Origin of the sequence: Nocardioides sp. (assembly GCF_047602075.1) — a bacterium.
Taxonomy (GTDB): Bacteria; Actinomycetota; Actinomycetes; order Propionibacteriales; family Nocardioidaceae; genus Nocardioides.
The window spans coordinates 679,646-698,635 of sequence record NZ_JASGIF010000002.1 but is presented as its reverse complement, the minus strand read 5'-3'; the positions used below and the strand labels follow the sequence as shown (position 1 = coordinate 698,635).

The following is an 18,990-nucleotide window of genomic DNA, read 5'->3' as shown; positions in this document are numbered from 1 at the left end:
TCATCTTGTCACGCCGGTTCGACGACCTCGAAGTTCATGCCGGCCCGCTGCAGCCTGGCCAGCAGGCTGTCGCCCATCGCCACGGCGGTGGTCAGCTGACCGGCGGCCTCGGGGTTGTCGTCGAGCGCGAGGCAGAGGGCGGACTCGGCCAGCATCTTCGCTGTTTCGCTGTAGCCGGGGTCGCCGCCCGAGACGCGCGTGTGCACCATCTGGTCGCCGTCCTCGCCCACGAAGTCGACGGTGAACCAGGACTTGTCCCGCCGCTCCTGGTCCGGCCCGTCGCCGCTGTGGATCCGTCCCATCAGCAGGTCGCGCGTCAGCTCGATCCGCGCCGCGACGCCGAGCAGTCCGACCGCGGTGGCGCCGCCAGCGGCATACCGGAGGGTCTTGGTGCCGGCATAGTGGGAGTAGCGGAAGTCGGGGCCGTACGACGTCAGGGCCGCACCGCTGCGGACCACGATGATCGGATCGATGGTGGGCAGCGGAAGGAGCCAGTAGCCCAGCCGCGGGTCGCGATGGGGCTTCCCCGCAACGGCCCGGGAGCTGCGCCCCGCCGGCCGGCCCTCGACCCGGCGGCGGGTTGCGGACGCCTCCTTCATCTGTCGCGCGCGGGACAACGCCGTCATCGCGGAGTGGAAGGTGCCGCCGGAGAACGATCCGTTGGAGCGGACCACGCCGCGCAGCCTCAGCGGCTTGTCCGGGTCGAGCTGCTGGACGGTGAAGTAGGCGCCGAGATCGTGCGGCACGGAGTCGAAGCCACAGGCATGCACCAGCCGGGCGCCCGTCTCGACGGCCGTGGTGTGGTGGTTCAGCCACATCCGGTCGACGAACTCGGGCTCGCCGGTCAGGTCGACGTAGTCGGTGCCGGCCTGCGCACACGCGGCGACGACCGGCTCGCCGTACGTCAGGTAGGGACCCACGGTCGAGATGACGACCCGTGCCCGCGCCGCCAGCGCCGCCAGGGAGTCCGGGTCGGACGCGTCGGCCGTCACCAGCGCGGGCGCGGCCGTCTGCTCCGCCGTCACCTGGTCACGGACCGCGGCGAGCTTCTCCTCGTTGCGCCCGGCGATCGCCCAGGTGAGCCCCTCGGGTGCGTGCTCGGCGAGATAGTGCGCCGTCAAGCCACCGGTGAACCCGGTCGCCCCGAACAGCACGATGTCGAACTCTCGGTCTGCAGCCATGGACCCATCGTGACACCCCAGCCCGACGGCCGATCCACCGCGCCCGAACCGTCGACCGCCAGGGAACCGCACCGATCGACGGCGCGTCTGATCGAGGAACAAGCAGTCCGTTGCCGACCAGCTCAGGGGGAGATCATGGCCGGAAATGCTCGCACCGGGAGCGTCCGCACCAGCGTCGCGGCCGCCACCGCAGCAGTCCTGCTCACTCCGCTGCTGGCGGGCTGCCTGAGCGATGCGGAGTCAGCCGGAGGGTCGCGCTCGGACGCGACCGATCTGCGGCTCGCGAACGCCGCCCTGCGCTCCCCCGCGACCTGCGACGAGCTGTTGGATTGGTATGTCCGCCACGGCGTCAAGCAGGTCACTGCCTGGGGCTGGAACGGCGTCTGGCCCACCGAGCTGACCTATCGAGACCAGTTCGCCCCTCTGCCGACGCAAGCCGCACCCGCCACGAACCGAGCCCAGGCGAGCGAGACCGGCACCAACGTGCAGGAGGCCGGTGTCGACGAACCCGACATCGTCAAGACCGACGGGCACATCCTGGTCCGGGTCGACGGCCGCGCGCTGACGACGTACGACGTCACGGGCGACCGGCCCGTGCTGCTGGACCGGATCCGGCTCTCCCGCATCGACAATGCCGAGCTGCTTCTCTCCGGAGACCGGGTCCTGGTCATCGGCAGTGCCGCCGCCCACACCGCCGCGAAGCCCCAACCGATGCGGTTGATCCCGACTGTCGACACTGCCGCGCTGATCGTCCTCGACATCGCCGACCCTGCCTCGATCAAGATCACAGACTCGTTCACGGTCGACGCCAGTCTGGTGACGGCGCGGCAGACCGACGATGTTGTGCGCCTGGTGCTGAGCGCCCAGCTGCCCGATCTGGATTTCGTGAGTCCCGGCAAGGGTCACGGCGCCCGCTGGGCACTGCGCCACAACAGGCAGGTCGTCCGCAACAGCAGCATCGCCGACTGGCTGCCGACGCTCACGTCGTCCTCGGGTGACAGCGCCGACAAGCGCCCCCTGCTCGACTGCTCCCAGATCGCGATCCCCAAGGTCGAGGCGGGTCTCGGGACCATGGTGATCTCCGGCTTCGACCTCGACGAGCCGAGCACGTGGACCAGCACCGGCGTGACGACCTCCTCGCAGACCACCTATATGTCTACCGACCGCCTCTATCTGGCCACCGACGGCTGGGAGTCCTTCGGACCGGGACCGTGCTGCGGCCTGACCGACGTCAGGATCGCCCCGAGGCCGCAACGCACCCGCCTCTACGCCTTCGCGCTCAACGGCGCCGACGCCACCTATGTCGCCTCCGGCATGGTCACCGGGACCGTGACCGACCGCTGGGCGATGGACGAGGCCGACGGGGTGCTCCGACTGGCAGTCGGCCCTTCCGCCGGGATGGGGAATGCGAATGCCGTGGTGACCCTCGCCGAGCGCGGAAGCCGGCTTGTTGAGATCGGCCGCCTCGACGGCCTCGGGCGAGGTGAGCAGATCCAGTCCGTCCGCTGGTTCGACGACCTGGCCATTGTGGTGACCTTCCGCCAGGTCGACCCGCTCTTCGCCATCGACCTCAGCGACCCCGCCGATCCCGCTCTGCTGAGCGCCTTGAAGATCCCGGGTTTCTCCGACTACCTCCACCCACTCGGTCAGCACCGCCTGCTCGGCATCGGCATGGCAGCGGATCGACGTGGCGCTACGCACGGCGCCCAGGCGGCCCTCTTCGACGTCGACGACCTGACCGATGTCCGTCAGCTCGACGCCACCAGCTTCGGTGGCCGGACCGAGGCGCAGGCCGGCAACGATCCGCGGCAGTTCACCTGGCTGCCCGACCAGCGCACTGCCCTGACCGTCCTCTCCCACAACTGGGGCCGGCGAGCCGCCGTCGCGGTCATCCACGTCGAGGACGGTCAGCTACAGACCTGGACTCGGGACATCAGCGCCCGTTGGCGGGTGGACCAGGTCCGCCTGGTCCCCCTCCCCGGCGGCCGGGTCATCCTCTCCGACAGTGACGGCGTCACCTTCTTCGACCTCGCACCGGGAGAAGGCTGACCCCTGTCGCAGGTCGACGTACCCTCGACCACATGTGTCGCAACATCCGCACGCTCCACAACTTCGAGCCTCCGGCGACCCAGGACGAGGTCGGCGCCGCCGCCTTGCAGTACGTCCGCAAGGTGAGTGGGTCGACCCACCCGTCCCAGGCCAACCAGGCGGCCTTCGACGCCGCGGTGGCGAAGGTCGCCAAGGCGACCCAAGAGCTCCTCGATGCGTTGGTGACGACCGCGCCGGCCAAGGATCGTGAGGTCGAGGCGGCCAAGGCTCAAGCGCGAGCCCAGGCGCGCTATGCCCGCTGACCGACCGACGGTCGGGGTGCTCTCGCGACGAGACGAGCGGGATGAGTACGCCGCAGCGCTGGGTCTGCTGACCGGGCGCCCGCTGGTCGTGCTCACCGGCGCCGGCCTTTCGACCGACTCCGGGATACCCGACTATCGCGGCCCCGGCCGCCAGGTCCGGACCCCGATGACCTATCAGGAGTTCTGCTCCGGACCGGTCGCCCAGCAGCGCTACTGGGCGCGGGCATTCGTGGGCTGGGCGACCATGGGTGGTGCCGAGCCGAACGACGGCCATCGCGCCCTGGCCAGCATCGCGCCCCGTCTGCTCATCACCCAGAACGTCGACGGCCTCCACGAGCGCGCGGGCAGTGCGCCGATGGTGGCGCTGCACGGCCGGATCGCCGACGTGGTCTGCCTCGGCTGTCGCCGCGTCACCGCCCGCGAGGGTCTGCAGGCCAGACTGGCGGCGCTCAACCCCGGCTTCCTCGATCAGGCCGGCAGGGTGCAGATTCGACCCGACGGCGACGTCGAGCTGGACCGCACCGAGGAGTTCGTCGTAGCGGCGTGCGACGCATGCGGCGGCGCGCTCAAACCTGACGTGGTGTTCTTCGGGGAGAACGTCCCGGCGGAGCGGGTGGCGACCTGCTACGGCGCGGTCGACCACCTCGCCGAGGTCGACGGTGCGCTGCTGGTGGTGGGCTCCTCACTCACCGTGATGAGCGGTCTGCGGTTCGTCCGGCGAACGGCCAAAGCTGGTGTGCCGATCGTGATCGCCAACCGCGGTCCTACCCGGGGAGACGACCTGGCCACAGCCCGGCTCGAGACCGGGTGCAGCGAGTTCCTCACCGCCCTCGAGCGGGCAGCAGCGCGCGCCTGACGGAGGAGCCTGCCGGCCCGTCCGGTCAGCTCAGCTGGAGACCCGACCGAAAATGTGCTCGGCGGCGTCGAAGTCGATCTCGGCGGACTCGCCACCCGAGCCGATCAAGATCCCGTCCTCGGTCGCCTGCACCGAGACGGCGCGGTCGGGGAGCGCGCCGACCCGCTGCAGCGTCGCCATCAGGCGCTCGTCCTTCTGCAACTCCTCGGCGATCCGGCGGACCAGGACCAGCGACCGCTCCGCACCAGCGAGCTTCGCCACCGGCTCCACGCCATCGAGGAACTCCTCGCTCGGGGCGTTGCCCAACTCGTCGAGCCCGGGGATCGGGTTGCCGTAGGGAGACTCGGTCGGATTGTCCAGCAGCTCCAGCAGCCGCTTCTCCACGGCCTCGGACATCACGTGCTCCCACCGGCACGCCTCTGCGTGGACCTGCTCCCACTCGAGTCCGATCACGTCGACCAGGAGCCGCTCGGCGAGCCGGTGCTTGCGCATCACCCGCACCGCGAGCTGGTGACCCTCGTCGGTGAGCTCGAGGTGACGGTCACCCTGCACCTCCACCAGCCCGTCGCGCTCCATCCTGGCCACCGTCTGCGAGACGGTCGGCCCGGACTGGTGCAGACGCTCGGCGATGCGTGCTCGCAAGGGCACGATGCCCTCCTCCTCCAATTCGTAAATCGTGCGGAGATACATCTCGGTGGTGTCGATGAGGTCGCTCACCCGGCCATTGTTGCCTATCTGCGCGGCGCGGGCACGGTGCGGTTTGCCCCTCGGTGCCCGCATCGAGGCGCAAACGACGGCCGCAGCTCCCGACCCGGCCACCGACGGACCCACTCGACCCGCACGGTTGTCCAACGTGGCGAGCCCACGACGAGTGTGAGCGGTGGATGGGAGAGGATGCGGCGGTGACCACGCTGACCATCCCGTCCCGCTTCCGCGGTCCGGCATCCTCGGGCAACGGCGGCTGGACCGCCGGCGCACTGGCTGCGCTACTCGACCCGGTGGGGCCGGTCGAGGTGACGCTGCGGGTCCCACCTCCGCTCGACGTGCCGATGCCGGTGTCCGAGGTCGACGGCGTCCTAGTCGCGACCCACGACGGGGTCACGGTCGCCGAGGCACGCAGCACCTCGATCGAGCCGACAGCACCCGAGCCGGTCGATGCGGTCACCGCGACCGCCGCCGAGGCGTCGTACGCCGGGCTGCGCAACCATCCCTTCCCGACCTGCTTCTCGTGCGGCACCGGGCGAGAGCCGGGCGACGGTCTGCGGATCTTCCCGGGTCCGATCCAGACCGGCCAGCAGGTGGTCGCCGCGACCTGGGTCCCGGATCCGAGCGTCGCGGAGGGCGCGGACGGGCGGGCGACGTTGGCGGTCACCTGGGCAGCACTCGACTGCGCCGGTGCGTGGTCCGGCTATCTCGACAGCCGGCCCGTAGTGCTCGGCCGGATGGCGGCGGTGGTGCACGAGCGACCCAGCATCGGCGAGCGGCAGGTCGTGGTCGGCAAGACCGTCGAGGTTGCCGGTCGGAAGACCCTGACCGCTACCGCGCTCTACGGCGCCGACGGCCGCCTGCGGGCCGCCGCGACGCATGTGTGGATCACCATCGACCCGGAGGCGTTCCGATGACCGGATCGGAGCGGGCTGCTCCGGCGCAGGCAGGCGCGGTCTGGTGGCGCGATGCGGTCTTCTATCAGATCTACGTGCGCAGCTTCGCCGACGCCGACGGCGATGGGCTCGGCGATCTGCGTGGGATCGTCTCGCGGCTTCCACACGTGCGCGAGCTGGGGGCCGATGCCGTCTGGCTCACCCCGTTCTACGTCTCACCGCAGCACGACGCGGGGTACGACGTCGCGGACCCCTGCTCGGTCGACCCGCGGTTCGGCACCCTCGCCGACTTCGACGCGCTGGTCGACGCGGCCCACGGGCTGGGCCTGCGCGTCGTGGTCGACATCGTGCCCAACCACACCTCGTGGGCTCACGACTGGTTCCGCGCCGCATTGGACGCCGCGCCCGGGAGCCCTGAGCGCGCGCGATACATCTTCCGCGAGGGCCGCGGTCCCGCAGGTGACGAGCCGCCCAACAACTGGCAGTCCGTCTTCGGCGGTCCCGCCTGGACCCGGGCTACCGAGCCCGACGGCACCCCTGGCGAGTGGTACCTGCACCTGTTCGACCAGTCCCAGCCCGACCTCAACTGGCGCAACCCCGAGGTCGGTGACATGTTCGAGTCGGTGCTCCGCTTCTGGCTCGACCGGGGCGTGGACGGCTTCCGCATCGACGTCGCACACTCCCTGTTCAAGGAAGAGTCGCTCCGCGACCAGGTCCGCACTCATGAGGTCGTCGCCGGGCAGACCCTCGACGAGGACGGCGGCATGGTCACCCCGCACGAGGACGACGAGCCGATGTGGGATCAGCCCGAGGTGCACGACGTCTACCGACGCTGGCACCGCGTGCTCGCGGAGTATCCCGGCGATCGGATGACGGTTGCCGAGGCCTGGACCAAGACACCGGAGTCGATGGCCCGCTTCGTCCGCCCCGACGAGTTGAGCCAGTCCTTCAACTTCGCCTGGCTGGCGGCCCCGTGGTCGGCGAGGGCATTCGCCCGCGTCATCGAGTCGACCGTCGCGGCGCTTGAGCCGGTCGGCGCGAGCGCAACCTGGGTGCTGGAGAACCACGATGTGATCCGGGTCGTGACGAGGTACGGCGGTGGTGAGGTCGGGCTCGCCCGGGCGAGGGCCGCCGCGCTGGCGATGCTGGCCCTGCCGGGGTCGGCGTACCTCTATCAGGGGCAGGAGCTCGGCCTCGGCCAGGTCGACGTACCTCCCGCTGCGCGGCAGGACCCCCTGTGGTTCCGCACCGGCGAGGTGGGCCGAGACGGTTGTCGGGTGCCTGTGCCGTGGAGCGGCGACGAGCCGCCGTTCGGCTTCGGCTCGGGCGAGGGACAGCCGTGGCTGCCCCAGCCCGACGAGTGGGTCGACCTGACCGTCGAGGCTCAGTCAGGGGACCCAGACTCCACGTTGAGCCTCTTTCGTCGAGCCCTTGAGCTGCGTCGCACGGTGGCGCTGTCCTCCGGCGACGAGGTGGTGGTCCATCCCGTCGTCGACGAAGTGCTCTGCTTCGACCGAGGCAAACTCCGAGTCGTCGTCAACTGCAGCCAGGCGCCTGTCCCGCTCCCTCCCGGCGAAATCCTGCTCGCCAGCGGGCCTCTCACCGCCGACCAGCTCCGCCCGACACGTCGGTCTGGGTGCGCTGAACCGGTGGCTCAACCTGACGGCTAGCCGGTTCTGGCGCTTGTCGACAGTGAGTCCAGGTCGGGCCCGATCGGTCGCTCGGGCGGTGCGCTCGCGGCTTGTGGGGCTTGTGGGTCTGTTGTGGCGTGTCTGTTGAGGTGTGTGTCCTGATTGTTATCTGCGGTTGGTTGCCTGCTCCCGAGTCGTGGGCATACGTTCCGGTCACGCTTTGGCGCTGGGCGATGAGTTGCTGCTGTGTTGCTCGGCTTGGTTGATGAGGTGCAGATGAAGTCTCGGGTCGCCTTTGTGGGCGTGGTTTGTCTTGCGGTGCTCGGTCAGGGCGTGTCGGGTGTGGCGGCGATCGGCGTGGTTGCCGCGCCTGTCGTGATCGCCGCCGACGACGGGGTGGCGCCGGTGCCGCTTGGGTCGGTTGATGAGGGGCGCGATCCTGCTGACGCGATCGATGCTCTGTCGGGTCCGGCGTCGGTTCCGGGGGAGGCGTCGGGTGTGGTCGAGCCTGATGCGGGGTGGACCCGGGTGACGGGGATGCCGGTCTCGATCCGGACCGATCCCGATGCCCCCGACCCCGACCCTGGGCCCGGGGACCCTGAGCCCGGGGACCCTGGCGCGTCGGATTCTGATGCTGCTGGGGAGGGTGGTTCGAGCGCGCCGCCGGTCTCGGCGGCTGGTGCTGGGGTGGTGGTCCCGGCGGTTGCGGTGATGGCTGACCCGACCGGGTCGCCGAGTGATGTGGATCCGTCGGGGAGCGGTTCGCAGACCGCGGAGCCTGGTGAGTCGGGGGATGGCTCGGAGGAGACGGCGGTCGAGGTGAGCTTGTCGACGGGCGATGAGCTGGCGGACGCGGCGGTGGTGTTGCAGCTGGACCCGGCTGACTCGGTGCCCGTCGACTCGCCCTCGCCCTCACCCTCGCCGTCAGAGTCGAGCTCACCCGGACCTTCTGTTGGGCCGTCTGCTGGGCCGTCGACGGACTCGCCGTCTGCCGGACCCGAGTCGTCTGGTCCGGGGTCGTCTGGGCCCGAGTCTGGGGTGGGGTCGTCTGGGGTGGTCGATGATGTGGAGGTTCGGCTGTCTTATGGGGGGTTTGCGAGCCTGTTCGGCGGGGCGTGGGCGGACCGGCTGGTGGTGACGGCCTACCCGGCGTGTTATCTGCGGACTCCGGAGTTGTCGGAGTGTTCGGTGGGGGTGCCGGTGCCGGCGGTGAACGCCTTCGACGCTGACACGTTGGAGTTCTCCACTGTCGATGCGCAGGCGGCGATCGAGGCGGCTGCGGCGACGGATCCGCTGGTGGCTGAGGGCTTCGGTGTGGCCGGGGACGTCCCGGTCGGGCCGACCTTGCCGGATCCTTCCGCGTCTCCGGATCCTTCCTCGCCGTCGGGTTCTTCTTCGCCGTCGGGGTCGGCGTCGTCGATGGCGTGGGACTCCGAGACTGCGGCGACAGCGGGGACGGCGGCGCGGGGCTTGGTGTCGGTGGCGGGGTTGATGGCGGCTGCGCCGTCAGGCACGGGTGGGTCGGTGTATGTGACCTCGGGTGGTGCGGGGAACTATGGTGCGACGCCGTTGAATCCGTCGGCTGGGTGGCAGGTCTCGGCGGGGTCGGGGGAGTTCACCTATTCCTATGACTTCGCGTTGCCGCCGGCTCTGGGTGGGGAGGCGCCGGGGTTGGGGTTGTCGTATTCGTCGGGTTCGGTGGACGGGATGACGTTGGCGGAGAACTCCCAGGCGACGCCCGCGGGTCTGGGTTGGGATCTGTCGACGTCGTACATCACTCGGGACTATGGCTCGTGTGCGAAGGATGGCAACCCGGCCAAGGGTGATCTGTGCTGGATCACCAAGCAGAACAAGCTGGTCGACCGGTTGAGGTTGGTGATGGGCGGGAAGTCGTCGGTGCTGGTGTTTTGGAAGCAGATGCACGACCAGCAGTCGGACCGTGACGTCGACGTGTATCGGATGCGGCAGGACCCGGGGTGGCGGATCGTCCGGTTCTCCCACCTCGATGGTGCGGCGCCGATGGACTATCCGTTCACCAACCCGGACAACAACGAGGAGGGTTTCCGGGTCGAGACACCGGACGGTTCGACGTACTGGTTCGGGAAGCGGGCGGGGGCGTCGAACTCGGTGTGGACGGTGCCGGTCTTCGGCAACGACGCCGACGAGCCGTGCCATGCCTCGTCGGCTGCGGCCTCGTGGTGTCAGCAGGCGTGGCGGTGGAACCTGGACCTGGTCACCGATGGGTTCGGCAACCGGGTGGAGTACGACTACGCCAAGCAGACCAACTACTACTCGCGGTGGGCGAGCTATGCCAACAAGCAGGTCTATGACCGGGGCGGCTATCTGTCGAGGATCTCCTACGGGTTCACCCAGTCCCCGGACCATGAGGGCGACCAGATCGCCCGGCAGATCGTGGACATCTCCACGCGGGACCGGTGTGTGCAGAAGCTGGAGAACCCGGAGGCGAGCTGTGATGGTCCACGGGCCACGCCGGGCAAGTGGCCTGATGTGCCCTCGGACCTGATCTGTGATGCCAACGACCAGTGCGACAACGCCTCGCCGTCGTTCTTCTCGACCAAGCGGTACTACCAGGTCAAGACCAAGACGGTCCAGGGCAGGTCGTCGCCGAACACGCGGCTGGTGGACACCTACACGCTGGCGCACACGATGCCCGACCCCGACGGCTCGGGTGGGAGCAATCCTGATGAGCCGGATCTGTGGTTGAACCAGATCCTGCACACCGGCAACGCCGGGGGTGCGGATACCTCGGTGCCGGCGGTCAACTTCAACGCGGTCGCCTTGCGGAACCGGGTGGCGCTGTTGGGTGGCAGCAACCGGACGATGTTCAAGTTCCGTGTTGACGAGGTCCGCAACGAGACCGGTGGGAAGGTCCAGGTCGTCTACGGTCATGGCGGCACGGCCTGCGACACCGGCTACGTCGATGGCCGGGATCGGTGGGACTCCTCGCGGGAGTGCTTCCCGCAGAAGTACGCCCCGCCGTCGGGCAGCGCGCATTGGGAGTGGTTCCACAAGTATGTCGTGACCCGGGTCGCGTTGTCCGATGTCGCGTTGGGCTACCAGCTGGGCATGGGTGCGGGGCCGTTGAACAGCCCGGCCCGGATGCGGGTATACGACTACGAGTACCGCGGCGACCCGGCCTGGCGGTACCTGCGCTCGCCGAACACCGATGATGCCGAGGAGTCGTGGAACGACTGGCGCGGCTACGCCGAGACCATCATCCACACCCGCAAGGTCAACGACTCCCAGCAGATCGTGTCCGGAGACCTGTCCCAGCGGCGGGTGCTGGTGTTTCGGGGGATGGCGCAGTCGAAGAAGAACAACAACAACGACTACGGCGACGTCAAGCTGGACACCGTCGAGTACGACTCGAACGCCAACGAGCCCGTCGACCACGGCTACTTCCAGGGCATGGTCGCCGAGGAGGGTGTGCGCGACCAGGATGGCTCGTGGCGGACCCGGACCTACCACGACTACTCCCCGATCAAGACCGTGGACTCCGGCGACACTGTGGACGCCCGGATCGTCGGTGAGACCGAGACCCGCTACCACGTCCGGAACGGCTCGGACATGCTGACCCGGACGGTGAGCACCGACTACAACGACTTCGACGATGTGGTCCGCAACGTGCTGATCGGCACGGTCGCGAAGGTGACCGACCACTCTTATGGCACCACCCAGACCACTGGCGAGGAGACCCGCTGCACCACCACCAGCTGGGAGGCCGGCATCAACGACGGCTGGGTCCAGGCAGCCAAGGAGACCACCAGCTATGACGGAGGCTGCAGCGGCGCCTTGGCAGCCAGACAGCAGTGGTTCTACGGTGACGAGGACCCGACCGACCCGCTGGCGCCGGGCACTGATCTGGAGCGTCCGGCCCCAACCGCGATCCGCACCCAGCTCATCGCCTTGAACACCGTGCCCGGTGCGCCGGAATGGTCGACGGTGAAGACGAAGTACGACACCTATGGCCGGACCACGAAGACCACCGACCCGCTGGGCCACGTGGTGGACACCACCTACAACAACGGCTCCAACAGCGGTTCGAACACCCAGCACGACCTGCTCACGATGGTCACCACCAGCGAGCCGCTGACCCATGGCCAGACCGCGGTCAACCTCACCGAGCTGGGTCCCTACCGGGGGCTGCCCAACCAGGTCACCGACGCCAACGGGCAGGTCGCCAAGGTGTCCTATGACGGGCTGGGCCGGTTGACCGAGGTCCGCAAGCCCGGCAACCACACCGGCGATCCGAGCATCGCCTACGCCTACCAGGTCTCAGCCACCGCACCGTCCTCGGTGGTCACCACCGCCCGGCGCACCGACACCGTCAACGACACCACCCGGGTCTTCTACGACGGCTGGGGCCGAGAGCTGGAGACCCACACCGACTCGGTCAACGACCCAGGAGAGCGGCTCGTCGCGGCCACCGGCTACGACGCCCAGGGCCTGGTCGCCTACAGCTACCACAGCGTGCGGACCACCACGCCAGGCGTGCTGTTGAACCGGTCGATCGGCGACGTGGCCGACAACGCGCGCGGCCTGGACATCACCGAGAACACCTACGACGCCCTGGGCCGGACCGTGACCAGCAAGGTCTACGGACTCGACAGCGCCGGCAACATGGTCACCAGCTACGACTACGCCGGCAACCAGACCACCGTCATCGCCCCGACCACGACCACCGGCGCCACCAGGACCTGGTCCGACGGCTGGGGCAACACGCTGCGCCTCGAGCTGGCCAAGGACCACGACGGCAACGGCAACGCGATCGGACAACGGGCCGACTACACCTACGACGCCGCCAACCGGCTGACCAAGATCACCAGCGACCTCACCGAGGCCACCGGCGACAGCCCGGTGTCGTGGACCTACGGCTACGACATGGCTGGCCGGCGGACCACCTCGACCGACCCCGACACCGGCACCACCACCTACACCTACGACCCGGCCGGCAACACCACCAGCGTGGAGACCTCAGAAGACCCCAAGGTCGCCACCAGCTACGACAAGCTCGGCCGGCCCACCAAGCGGTACCTCGGCGACGAAGGCGCCACCACCGTCGCGGACGAGGACCTGCTGGCCACCTGGGACTACGACGCCGCCACCGGGGTGACCAACCCGCTGGGCCGCCAGGTCGCCAGCACCTCCTACACCTCGGCGGGCCAGTTCACCACCAAGCCCACCGGCTACGACAACCGTGGCCGAGCCACCGGCTCGACGACCAGCTTCCCCGCCTCCTGGGTCGGCGGATCCTCCGGCACGACCAGCTACACCGTCGACCTGGACTACAACAACCTCGACCAGGTCACCAGCACCTCCTACCCCGCGGCGTTCGACCTGCCCGCCGCGACGGTTGCGACCAGCTACACCGCCAGCGGCGACGCCTACAACAAGTCGACCTACACCACCACCGCCAACCCGGCCGCGGTCACCACGCTCGGGTCTGCCGGCTACAGCGACCGCAACCAGCCGACCAGCCTGACCAGCAACGGCGTGCCCAACACCGTGGGCAGCACCACGCTGAAGCGGACTTATGCCTGGGAGACCAGGACCGGGCGGCTAGCCGGCCTGACTGCGAAGAACACCACCGACCCCAACAGTCCGGTCACCATCGCCGACTACGCCTACACCTACTACCGGTCGGGGAACCCGACCACCATCACCAACACCGTGCCCGCCGCCGGCGGCGGCACCGCCTCGGGACAGTGGTGCTACACCTACGACTGGGCCGGACGGCTCGCCACCGCAGCAACCGGCCTGAAGACCCCCAACACATCGTGTCTGGCACCCAACAACCAGACCGAAAGCGACGCGATCCTCGCAGCCACCGGCGCGCAGGCGTACCGCCTCGAGTACGGCTACGACGTGGACAAGCTGACCAGCGTGACCGCCGGGCAGCCGAACACCCCGGGCACCGACACCGCCACCTACACCTACCACACCGGCGGCCACCAGGCCGAGCAGATCACCACCCCCGCCGGGATCGCCGACGCGATCGGGGTGCCCACCGACGGGAACCTCGCCTACGACGACCAGGGCCGCATCACCACCTGGACCCCCGACACCGGGCCCGAGCTGTCCTACGGCTACGACGACCAGGGCAACCTCGCCCAGACCAGCACCATCACCGGCGACTGGAACACGACCGCCGACGACGGCGACACCCGCACCACCAACGCCTACGACACCGACGGGATCCGGGTGCTACGTCGCCACACCGTCCGCAGCCTCGACGCCGAAGGAGATCCGGTCGACCAGACCACCTCCACGGTCTACCTCGGCGACCTCGAGATCACCCACACCCCCGCCACCGACACCGATCCGGAGTCAGTGACCGCGACCCGGCACTACACCACCCCCGGCGGCACCCCGCTAGCCGACCAGAGTGTCATCAAGACCGGTGCCAGCGCCGCGGTCGAGACCTGGACCTGGTTGTTCACCGACCCCCAACACTCCATGCGGGCCACGATGACCAACACCACCGCCGCGGCCATCGAGACGTTCGACTACACCCCCTACGGCGACCCCGTCGGCGGGAACGACCAGTCCACCCTCCCCGGCGAACGGGGCTACCTCGACCACACCCACGACCCCGGCGGCGACATCCGCCTCGACCACCGCACCTACGACCCCACCCTCAACATCCTCACCACCCCCGACCCCATCCTGATCGCAGGCAACCCCCAATCCCTCAACCCCTACGCCTACTCCCTCAACAACCCCATCGCCGGCACCGACCCCTCCGGACTCTGCCCGCAGACAGCCCAAGCCATCTGCCCACCCGCCGTGCCCGGCGGCCCCAGCGGCCAGCCATCAGGAGGTGGAGGCACGCCCGTCTACACCGGGGGAGGCGGGACCTTCCCGGGAACAGAGGACGGTAGCCTCCGGAACAACAGTCACCGTCGTCAGCGACGACTCCTCCGAGCCCGAAGTAGAGCACGGACCCTTCGCCCAGACTCGCGTGCCACCAGGCTTCGACTACGAGCACTTCGCCAGCAGTTCAGATGAGTTGAAGGACGGTTTCCTTCACCCCTTCGGCAACTGCGTGTTCGACATCCAGATCAACGGATGCACCGGAGCAGCCCTCAACGTCACCGGGCTGGCAGGCCTGGCAGGCCTCATCCGCCACGGCGCACTCAAAGCCCTCGAACGACAGGCTGCGAAGGAGTCCGGCACTACCCTGGCCGCAAACGCACTACCCACCCTGCCCAAGGCACTATCCGGCGGTGCGGCTGATACGTACGTGTACCTCGGCGCGAACAATGGCAAGAACGTGTACGTCGGGATCACGAACAACCTCGCGAGGCGGCAGGGCGAGCATGGTGCTCGGTTCGCGCTCGACCCGATCACGTCAGCACCGGTGACGCGAGGTCAGGCGCGGGCTATTGAGCAAGCTCTGATCGTGCGGAATCCGGGCTTCCAGAACGTCCGGAACAGCATCTCGCCCAACCACGCCTACTACGACGACGCCGTGTCTTGGGGCGAGTCCTGGCTCAAGCAGAACGGGTTCTGATGGCTGACGTCACGACGAACATCCATGTCCTGAGGCCCTCACGGAAGGCAGTGAAAGCGGGCGATGTCTTTGCCGTTGGGCTGCCCGAGGCGAGTTACATCTTCGGCCGGGTCGTTTCGACCGAGGCGCAATGGACGCTTGCGATCGGCGCTGACCCCGCGATCCTGATCTACCTCTTTCGCGACAGGTCGGCGACAAAGGTGATGCCCGATGAGGCTGTTCTCCGTCCCGACCGGCTGCTCGTTTCGCCGATCATGACCAATCGCATGGCATGGACTCGCGGTTACTTCGAGACGCTGGGGAACATCCCGCTTGGCGCCAACGACGTTCTGCCCCGGCACTGTTTCCTCAGCGGATCACGAGGCAGGTACTACGACGACTTGGGCAACGAGCTCGCCGGTCCGATCGAGCCGGTTGGCGACTACGCCCTTCACAGTTTCCGTACGATCGACGACCAGATAAGCGATGCGCTTGGCATTCCCCGGGTTCCTGAGGACACCTGATGGTCAAGTGGGTTGTCGGGGTTGTGGTCGCGATCGTCGCGGCGCTGTTTGCCGTGCCAGCGCCGGCTGGGGCCGACCTCTCGACGGCGACCGTTACTACGTACATCTACGACGCCCCGGTCTACGACAAACTTGAGAACTGCACCGCGGCCGAGCGAGGCCCGCCGGGTGCGGGTGAGATCAACGCCACCCATGACGTCGCCGACCTCCGGTCGCGCGGCACTTCAGCGCGTGCGGATCGGCCCGCTACTCCGGCGACCACCACCTACGACTACCCCACGACGCTTGTGCAGGTTGCGTCGGCTACAACGACGACGGGTTCGCAGCTTGCGGCTACTAACGGGGACCCTTCGTCGCGTCGATGGTCTCGTGTTGCCGCAAACGCACTACCCACCCTGCCCAAGGCACTATCCGGCGGTGCGGCTGATACGTACGTGTACCTCGGCGCGAACAATGGCAAGAACGTGTACGTCGGGATCACGAACAACCTCGCGAGGCGGCAGGGCGAGCATGGTGCTCGGTTCGCGCTCGACCCGATCACGTCAGCACCGGTGACGCGAGGTCAGGCGCGGGCTATTGAGCAAGCTCTGATCGTGCGGAATCCGGGCTTCCAGAACGTCCGGAACAGCATCTCGCCCAACCACGCCTACTACGACGACGCCGTGTCTTGGGGCGAGTCCTGGCTCAAGCAGAACGGGTTCTGATGGCTGACGTCACGACGAACATCCATGTCCTGAGGCCCTCACGGAAGGCAGTGAAAGCGGGCGATGTCTTTGCCGTTGGGCTGCCCGAGGCGAGTTACATCTTCGGCCGGGTCGTTTCGACCGAGGCGCAATGGACGCTTGCGATCGGCGCTGACCCCGCGATCCTGATCTACCTCTTTCGCGACAGGTCGGCGACAAAGGTGATGCCCGATGAGGCTGTTCTCCGTCCCGACCGGCTGCTCGTTTCGCCGATCATGACCAATCGCATGGCATGGACTCGCGGTTACTTCGAGACGCTGGGGAACATCCCGCTTGGCGCCAACGACGTTCTGCCCCGGCACTGTTTCCTCAGCGGATCACGAGGCAGGTACTACGACGACTTGGGCAACGAGCTCGCCGGTCCGATCGAGCCGGTTGGCGACTACGCCCTTCACAGTTTCCGTACGATCGACGACCAGATAAGCGATGCGCTTGGCATTCCCCGGGTTCCTGAGGACACCTGATGGTCAAGTGGGTTGTCGGGGTTGTGGTCGCGATCGTCGCGGCGCTGTTTGCCGTGCCAGCGCCGGCTGGGGCCGACCTCTCGACGGCGACCGTTACTACGTACATCTACGACGCCCCGGTCTACGACAAACTTGAGAACTGCACCGCGGCCGAGCGAGGCCCGCCGGGTGCGGGTGAGATCAACGCCACCCATGACGTCGCCGACCTCCGGTCGCGCGGCACTTCAGCGCGTGCGGATCGGCCCGCTACTCCGGCGACCACCACCTACGACTACCCCACGACGCTTGTGCAGGTTGCGTCGGCTACAACGACGACGGGTTCGCAGCTTGCGGCTACTAACGGGGACCCTTCGTCGCGTCGATGGTCTCGTGTTGCCACAAACGCTGGATCGAAGCTCCTGTCGCCGAGTTCGCTAGCGGACGAGGTCGCGAACGCCACAGGCGGAGTCCTCAAGACGAACAAGGGCGGCTTCACCGTCGAGATCCCAAACGGGAGCCGAGGCATCACGGTTCGCGTCATGGAACGTGGAGGGGCGCGGACCAACTACTACCGAGTGAGTGTTCCCGGCAAGGCGACCTACACGGTTAGGGGCGAGGCATCCACCGACGCTGCCCTGACCCACATGGACATCGGTGAGTCATCACTGAGCGACATCCTCTCGATCATCGCTCGAATCCAAGGAGGCGGCTGATGTCCACCACGGACGCCCTCTGGGGCGGGCAACTCAAGGCAGTCGGCTTCGACCCGGTTGTGCACAGCCTCACGCTCCAGATCGACGTCATTGACGGGGGCGTGAGCACGACCTACGACCTGGAATGCTCCGGCGTTTCTGGCCTGCGGTTCACGAACTCCATCCCCGATCCGTGGACCTACGCCGAAGTGACAGAGGTTCATACCGGCCAGACGACGGCAGGACAGTGGACGGTCGAATTGGTTCTGTGGTCTGAGGACTGCGAACTCGTTTGCACGTGCGATGCCTTTGTCGTGATTGAGCACTCATGAACCGACTCCTCGCCATCGTCGTCGCCCTTCTGACCGCGTGGCTCGGGCTTGCTTCACCTGTCGCAGCCGCAGGCGCTGCCGAGTCGCTGGGGCAAGCCCAGACCTACACCTACGACTGCCACACGCTCGCCAACCTGCACACGCAAACCACTAGCGAGCGTGGGCCACCGACGACGTGGGACGGAGGCTTTACCTACGACGCAGTCGACCGTTGGTCATGCGACTCTTCGGCATGCCCGGACACCATCGCCGGCAGCGTCCACACCAACTACGACGACATCACCCGTTCTGCTCGGGTGACCGCGGTCAGGACCACGACCACGGCGACCGCATGGCCTGCGTCGGAGATCTCTGCGCTCTCTGAACGGGCGAGTGCCACAAACGCAGCAACCCGTGCTAACATCGCTGGTGCCCGGTTCGCGCAGAAGTCCTACAGCGAGATGTTCAGCAGCGGCGGGCGCTTCGCGGGTCAGAGCATCGACGATGTCGCTGGTTCGTTGAGGTCGGGGGCCTTGTCTCCGAAGGACGTCCCGATCGATGTCATTGTGCGAGACGGGAACTCCCTGATCCTCAACACCCGCTCGTCTCAGGCGCTCATCAGAGCGGGCGTCCCGCGGTCGTCGTGGAATGTGATCGATCGGACCGGCCAGGCTGCCTATGAGTCTCGACTCACGGGTCAGCTCACTCGCAACGGGCTGTCGAGCTACGGGACGGAACTGCCGTGAACTCGACCGCGGTCAAGCGGGTGATCGGGCCGCTCTCTCCGCCACCGTCCGCGTACACCGAGGACGTGGTGTTCAGCCATCCCGGCGGAGACGCTGAGTTGCGATGCCGCTATGAGCGGAACGGCTCGATGTACGTCGGTGGCCTGCGGTTCCGCCGAGTGCGCGCCTACCGATTCCGTGCGGAGGGGCACTGCACGCCGTGGCACATCGAAGACGCCTACGACACCCTCGTTGAGGTCGAGCAGTCCGAGTGGATCGGCGAACTGCTCGCGGCCGAGCCGAGCGAGACTTGGGGACACTGGAAGATCCGGCACTTCCTGATCTACATCGATGGTGCGGGCGCCTACGAGGTCGCTGCCGAGGACGTCGAGTGGCTGCCAGAGGCATCCGCTTCGTGA

16 protein-coding genes are annotated in these 18,990 nt (G+C 68.0%); 14 read left to right on the top strand and 2 right to left on the bottom strand.

Annotation, left to right across the window (positions count from 1 at the left end; genetic code table 11):
* Positions 1 to 8 precede the first annotated feature (8 nt).
* Positions 9 to 1,181 carry a saccharopine dehydrogenase family protein gene (locus tag QM714_RS16060; protein WP_415102343.1) on the bottom strand — a complete coding sequence of 391 codons (1,173 nt, stop codon included), beginning with the start codon at positions 1,179 to 1,181 and terminating at the stop codon, positions 9 to 11.
* 135 nt (positions 1,182 to 1,316) lie between these two features.
* On the opposite strand from QM714_RS16060, the gene QM714_RS16055 reads away from it, so the two are divergent.
* Genes QM714_RS16055 through QM714_RS16045 form a run of 3 tightly spaced genes read left to right on the top strand, consistent with a single transcriptional unit; the run spans position 1,317 to position 4,388 of the window.
* Positions 1,317 to 3,230 (top strand): beta-propeller domain-containing protein, encoded by a 1,914-nt coding sequence (locus QM714_RS16055; protein ID WP_415102341.1) that lies wholly within the window; start codon positions 1,317 to 1,319, stop codon positions 3,228 to 3,230.
* Positions 3,231 to 3,262: 32 nt separating this feature from the next.
* Positions 3,263 to 3,532, top strand: coding sequence for a DUF2277 domain-containing protein (locus QM714_RS16050; protein ID WP_415102339.1), 270 nt, complete (start codon positions 3,263 to 3,265; stop codon positions 3,530 to 3,532).
* A complete protein-coding gene (locus QM714_RS16045; RefSeq protein ID WP_415102337.1) occupies positions 3,522 to 4,388 on the top strand; it encodes a Sir2 family NAD-dependent protein deacetylase in 867 nt (288 codons plus the stop codon). The genes QM714_RS16050 and QM714_RS16045 overlap by 11 nt, the downstream gene beginning before the upstream one ends.
* A gap of 30 nt (positions 4,389 to 4,418) precedes the next feature.
* On the opposite strand, the gene QM714_RS16040 is transcribed toward QM714_RS16045, so the two are convergent.
* A complete protein-coding gene (locus QM714_RS16040; protein WP_415102335.1) occupies positions 4,419 to 5,105 on the bottom strand; it encodes a metal-dependent transcriptional regulator in 687 nt (228 codons plus the stop codon).
* A gap of 185 nt (positions 5,106 to 5,290) precedes the next feature.
* Between QM714_RS16040 and QM714_RS16035 the strand changes: the two genes are divergently transcribed.
* From QM714_RS16035 to QM714_RS15985, 11 genes are all read left to right on the top strand, one after another.
* On the top strand, positions 5,291 to 6,010 hold the full coding sequence (locus QM714_RS16035) for a hypothetical protein (RefSeq protein ID WP_415102333.1): 720 nt from the start codon (positions 5,291 to 5,293) through the stop codon (positions 6,008 to 6,010).
* Positions 6,007 to 7,659 (top strand): glycoside hydrolase family 13 protein, encoded by a 1,653-nt coding sequence (locus QM714_RS16030; protein ID WP_415102331.1) that lies wholly within the window; start codon positions 6,007 to 6,009, stop codon positions 7,657 to 7,659. The genes QM714_RS16035 and QM714_RS16030 overlap by 4 nt, the downstream gene beginning before the upstream one ends.
* A gap of 1,014 nt (positions 7,660 to 8,673) precedes the next feature.
* A complete protein-coding gene (locus QM714_RS16025) occupies positions 8,674 to 14,649 on the top strand; it encodes an RHS repeat-associated core domain-containing protein (protein WP_415102329.1) in 5,976 nt (1,991 codons plus the stop codon).
* Positions 14,603 to 15,154: a hypothetical protein gene (locus QM714_RS16020; RefSeq protein ID WP_415102327.1), complete on the top strand. Its 552-nt coding sequence runs from the start codon at positions 14,603 to 14,605 to the stop codon at positions 15,152 to 15,154. The genes QM714_RS16025 and QM714_RS16020 overlap by 47 nt, the downstream gene beginning before the upstream one ends.
* On the top strand, positions 15,154 to 15,657 hold the full coding sequence (locus QM714_RS16015; protein WP_415102324.1) for an immunity 26/phosphotriesterase HocA family protein: 504 nt from the start codon (positions 15,154 to 15,156) through the stop codon (positions 15,655 to 15,657). Before QM714_RS16020 ends, QM714_RS16015 begins: the two co-directional genes overlap by 1 nt.
* Complete coding sequence (locus QM714_RS16010) at positions 15,657 to 16,361, top strand: hypothetical protein (RefSeq protein ID WP_415102325.1); 705 nt, start codon at positions 15,657 to 15,659, stop codon at positions 16,359 to 16,361. The genes QM714_RS16015 and QM714_RS16010 overlap by 1 nt, the downstream gene beginning before the upstream one ends.
* Positions 16,361 to 16,864 carry an immunity 26/phosphotriesterase HocA family protein gene (locus QM714_RS16005; protein WP_415102324.1) on the top strand — a complete coding sequence of 168 codons (504 nt, stop codon included), beginning with the start codon at positions 16,361 to 16,363 and terminating at the stop codon, positions 16,862 to 16,864. Before QM714_RS16010 ends, QM714_RS16005 begins: the two co-directional genes overlap by 1 nt.
* Entirely contained in the window at positions 16,864 to 17,556 is a 693-nt protein-coding gene (locus QM714_RS16000; RefSeq protein WP_415102323.1) for a hypothetical protein, read from the top strand. The genes QM714_RS16005 and QM714_RS16000 overlap by 1 nt, the downstream gene beginning before the upstream one ends.
* On the top strand, positions 17,556 to 17,867 hold the full coding sequence (locus QM714_RS15995) for a hypothetical protein (RefSeq protein ID WP_415102322.1): 312 nt from the start codon (positions 17,556 to 17,558) through the stop codon (positions 17,865 to 17,867). Before QM714_RS16000 ends, QM714_RS15995 begins: the two co-directional genes overlap by 1 nt.
* Entirely contained in the window at positions 17,864 to 18,592 is a 729-nt protein-coding gene (locus tag QM714_RS15990; RefSeq protein ID WP_415102320.1) for a hypothetical protein, read from the top strand. The genes QM714_RS15995 and QM714_RS15990 overlap by 4 nt, the downstream gene beginning before the upstream one ends.
* Positions 18,589 to 18,990, top strand: coding sequence for a hypothetical protein (locus QM714_RS15985; protein WP_415102318.1), 402 nt, complete (start codon positions 18,589 to 18,591; stop codon positions 18,988 to 18,990). The genes QM714_RS15990 and QM714_RS15985 overlap by 4 nt, the downstream gene beginning before the upstream one ends.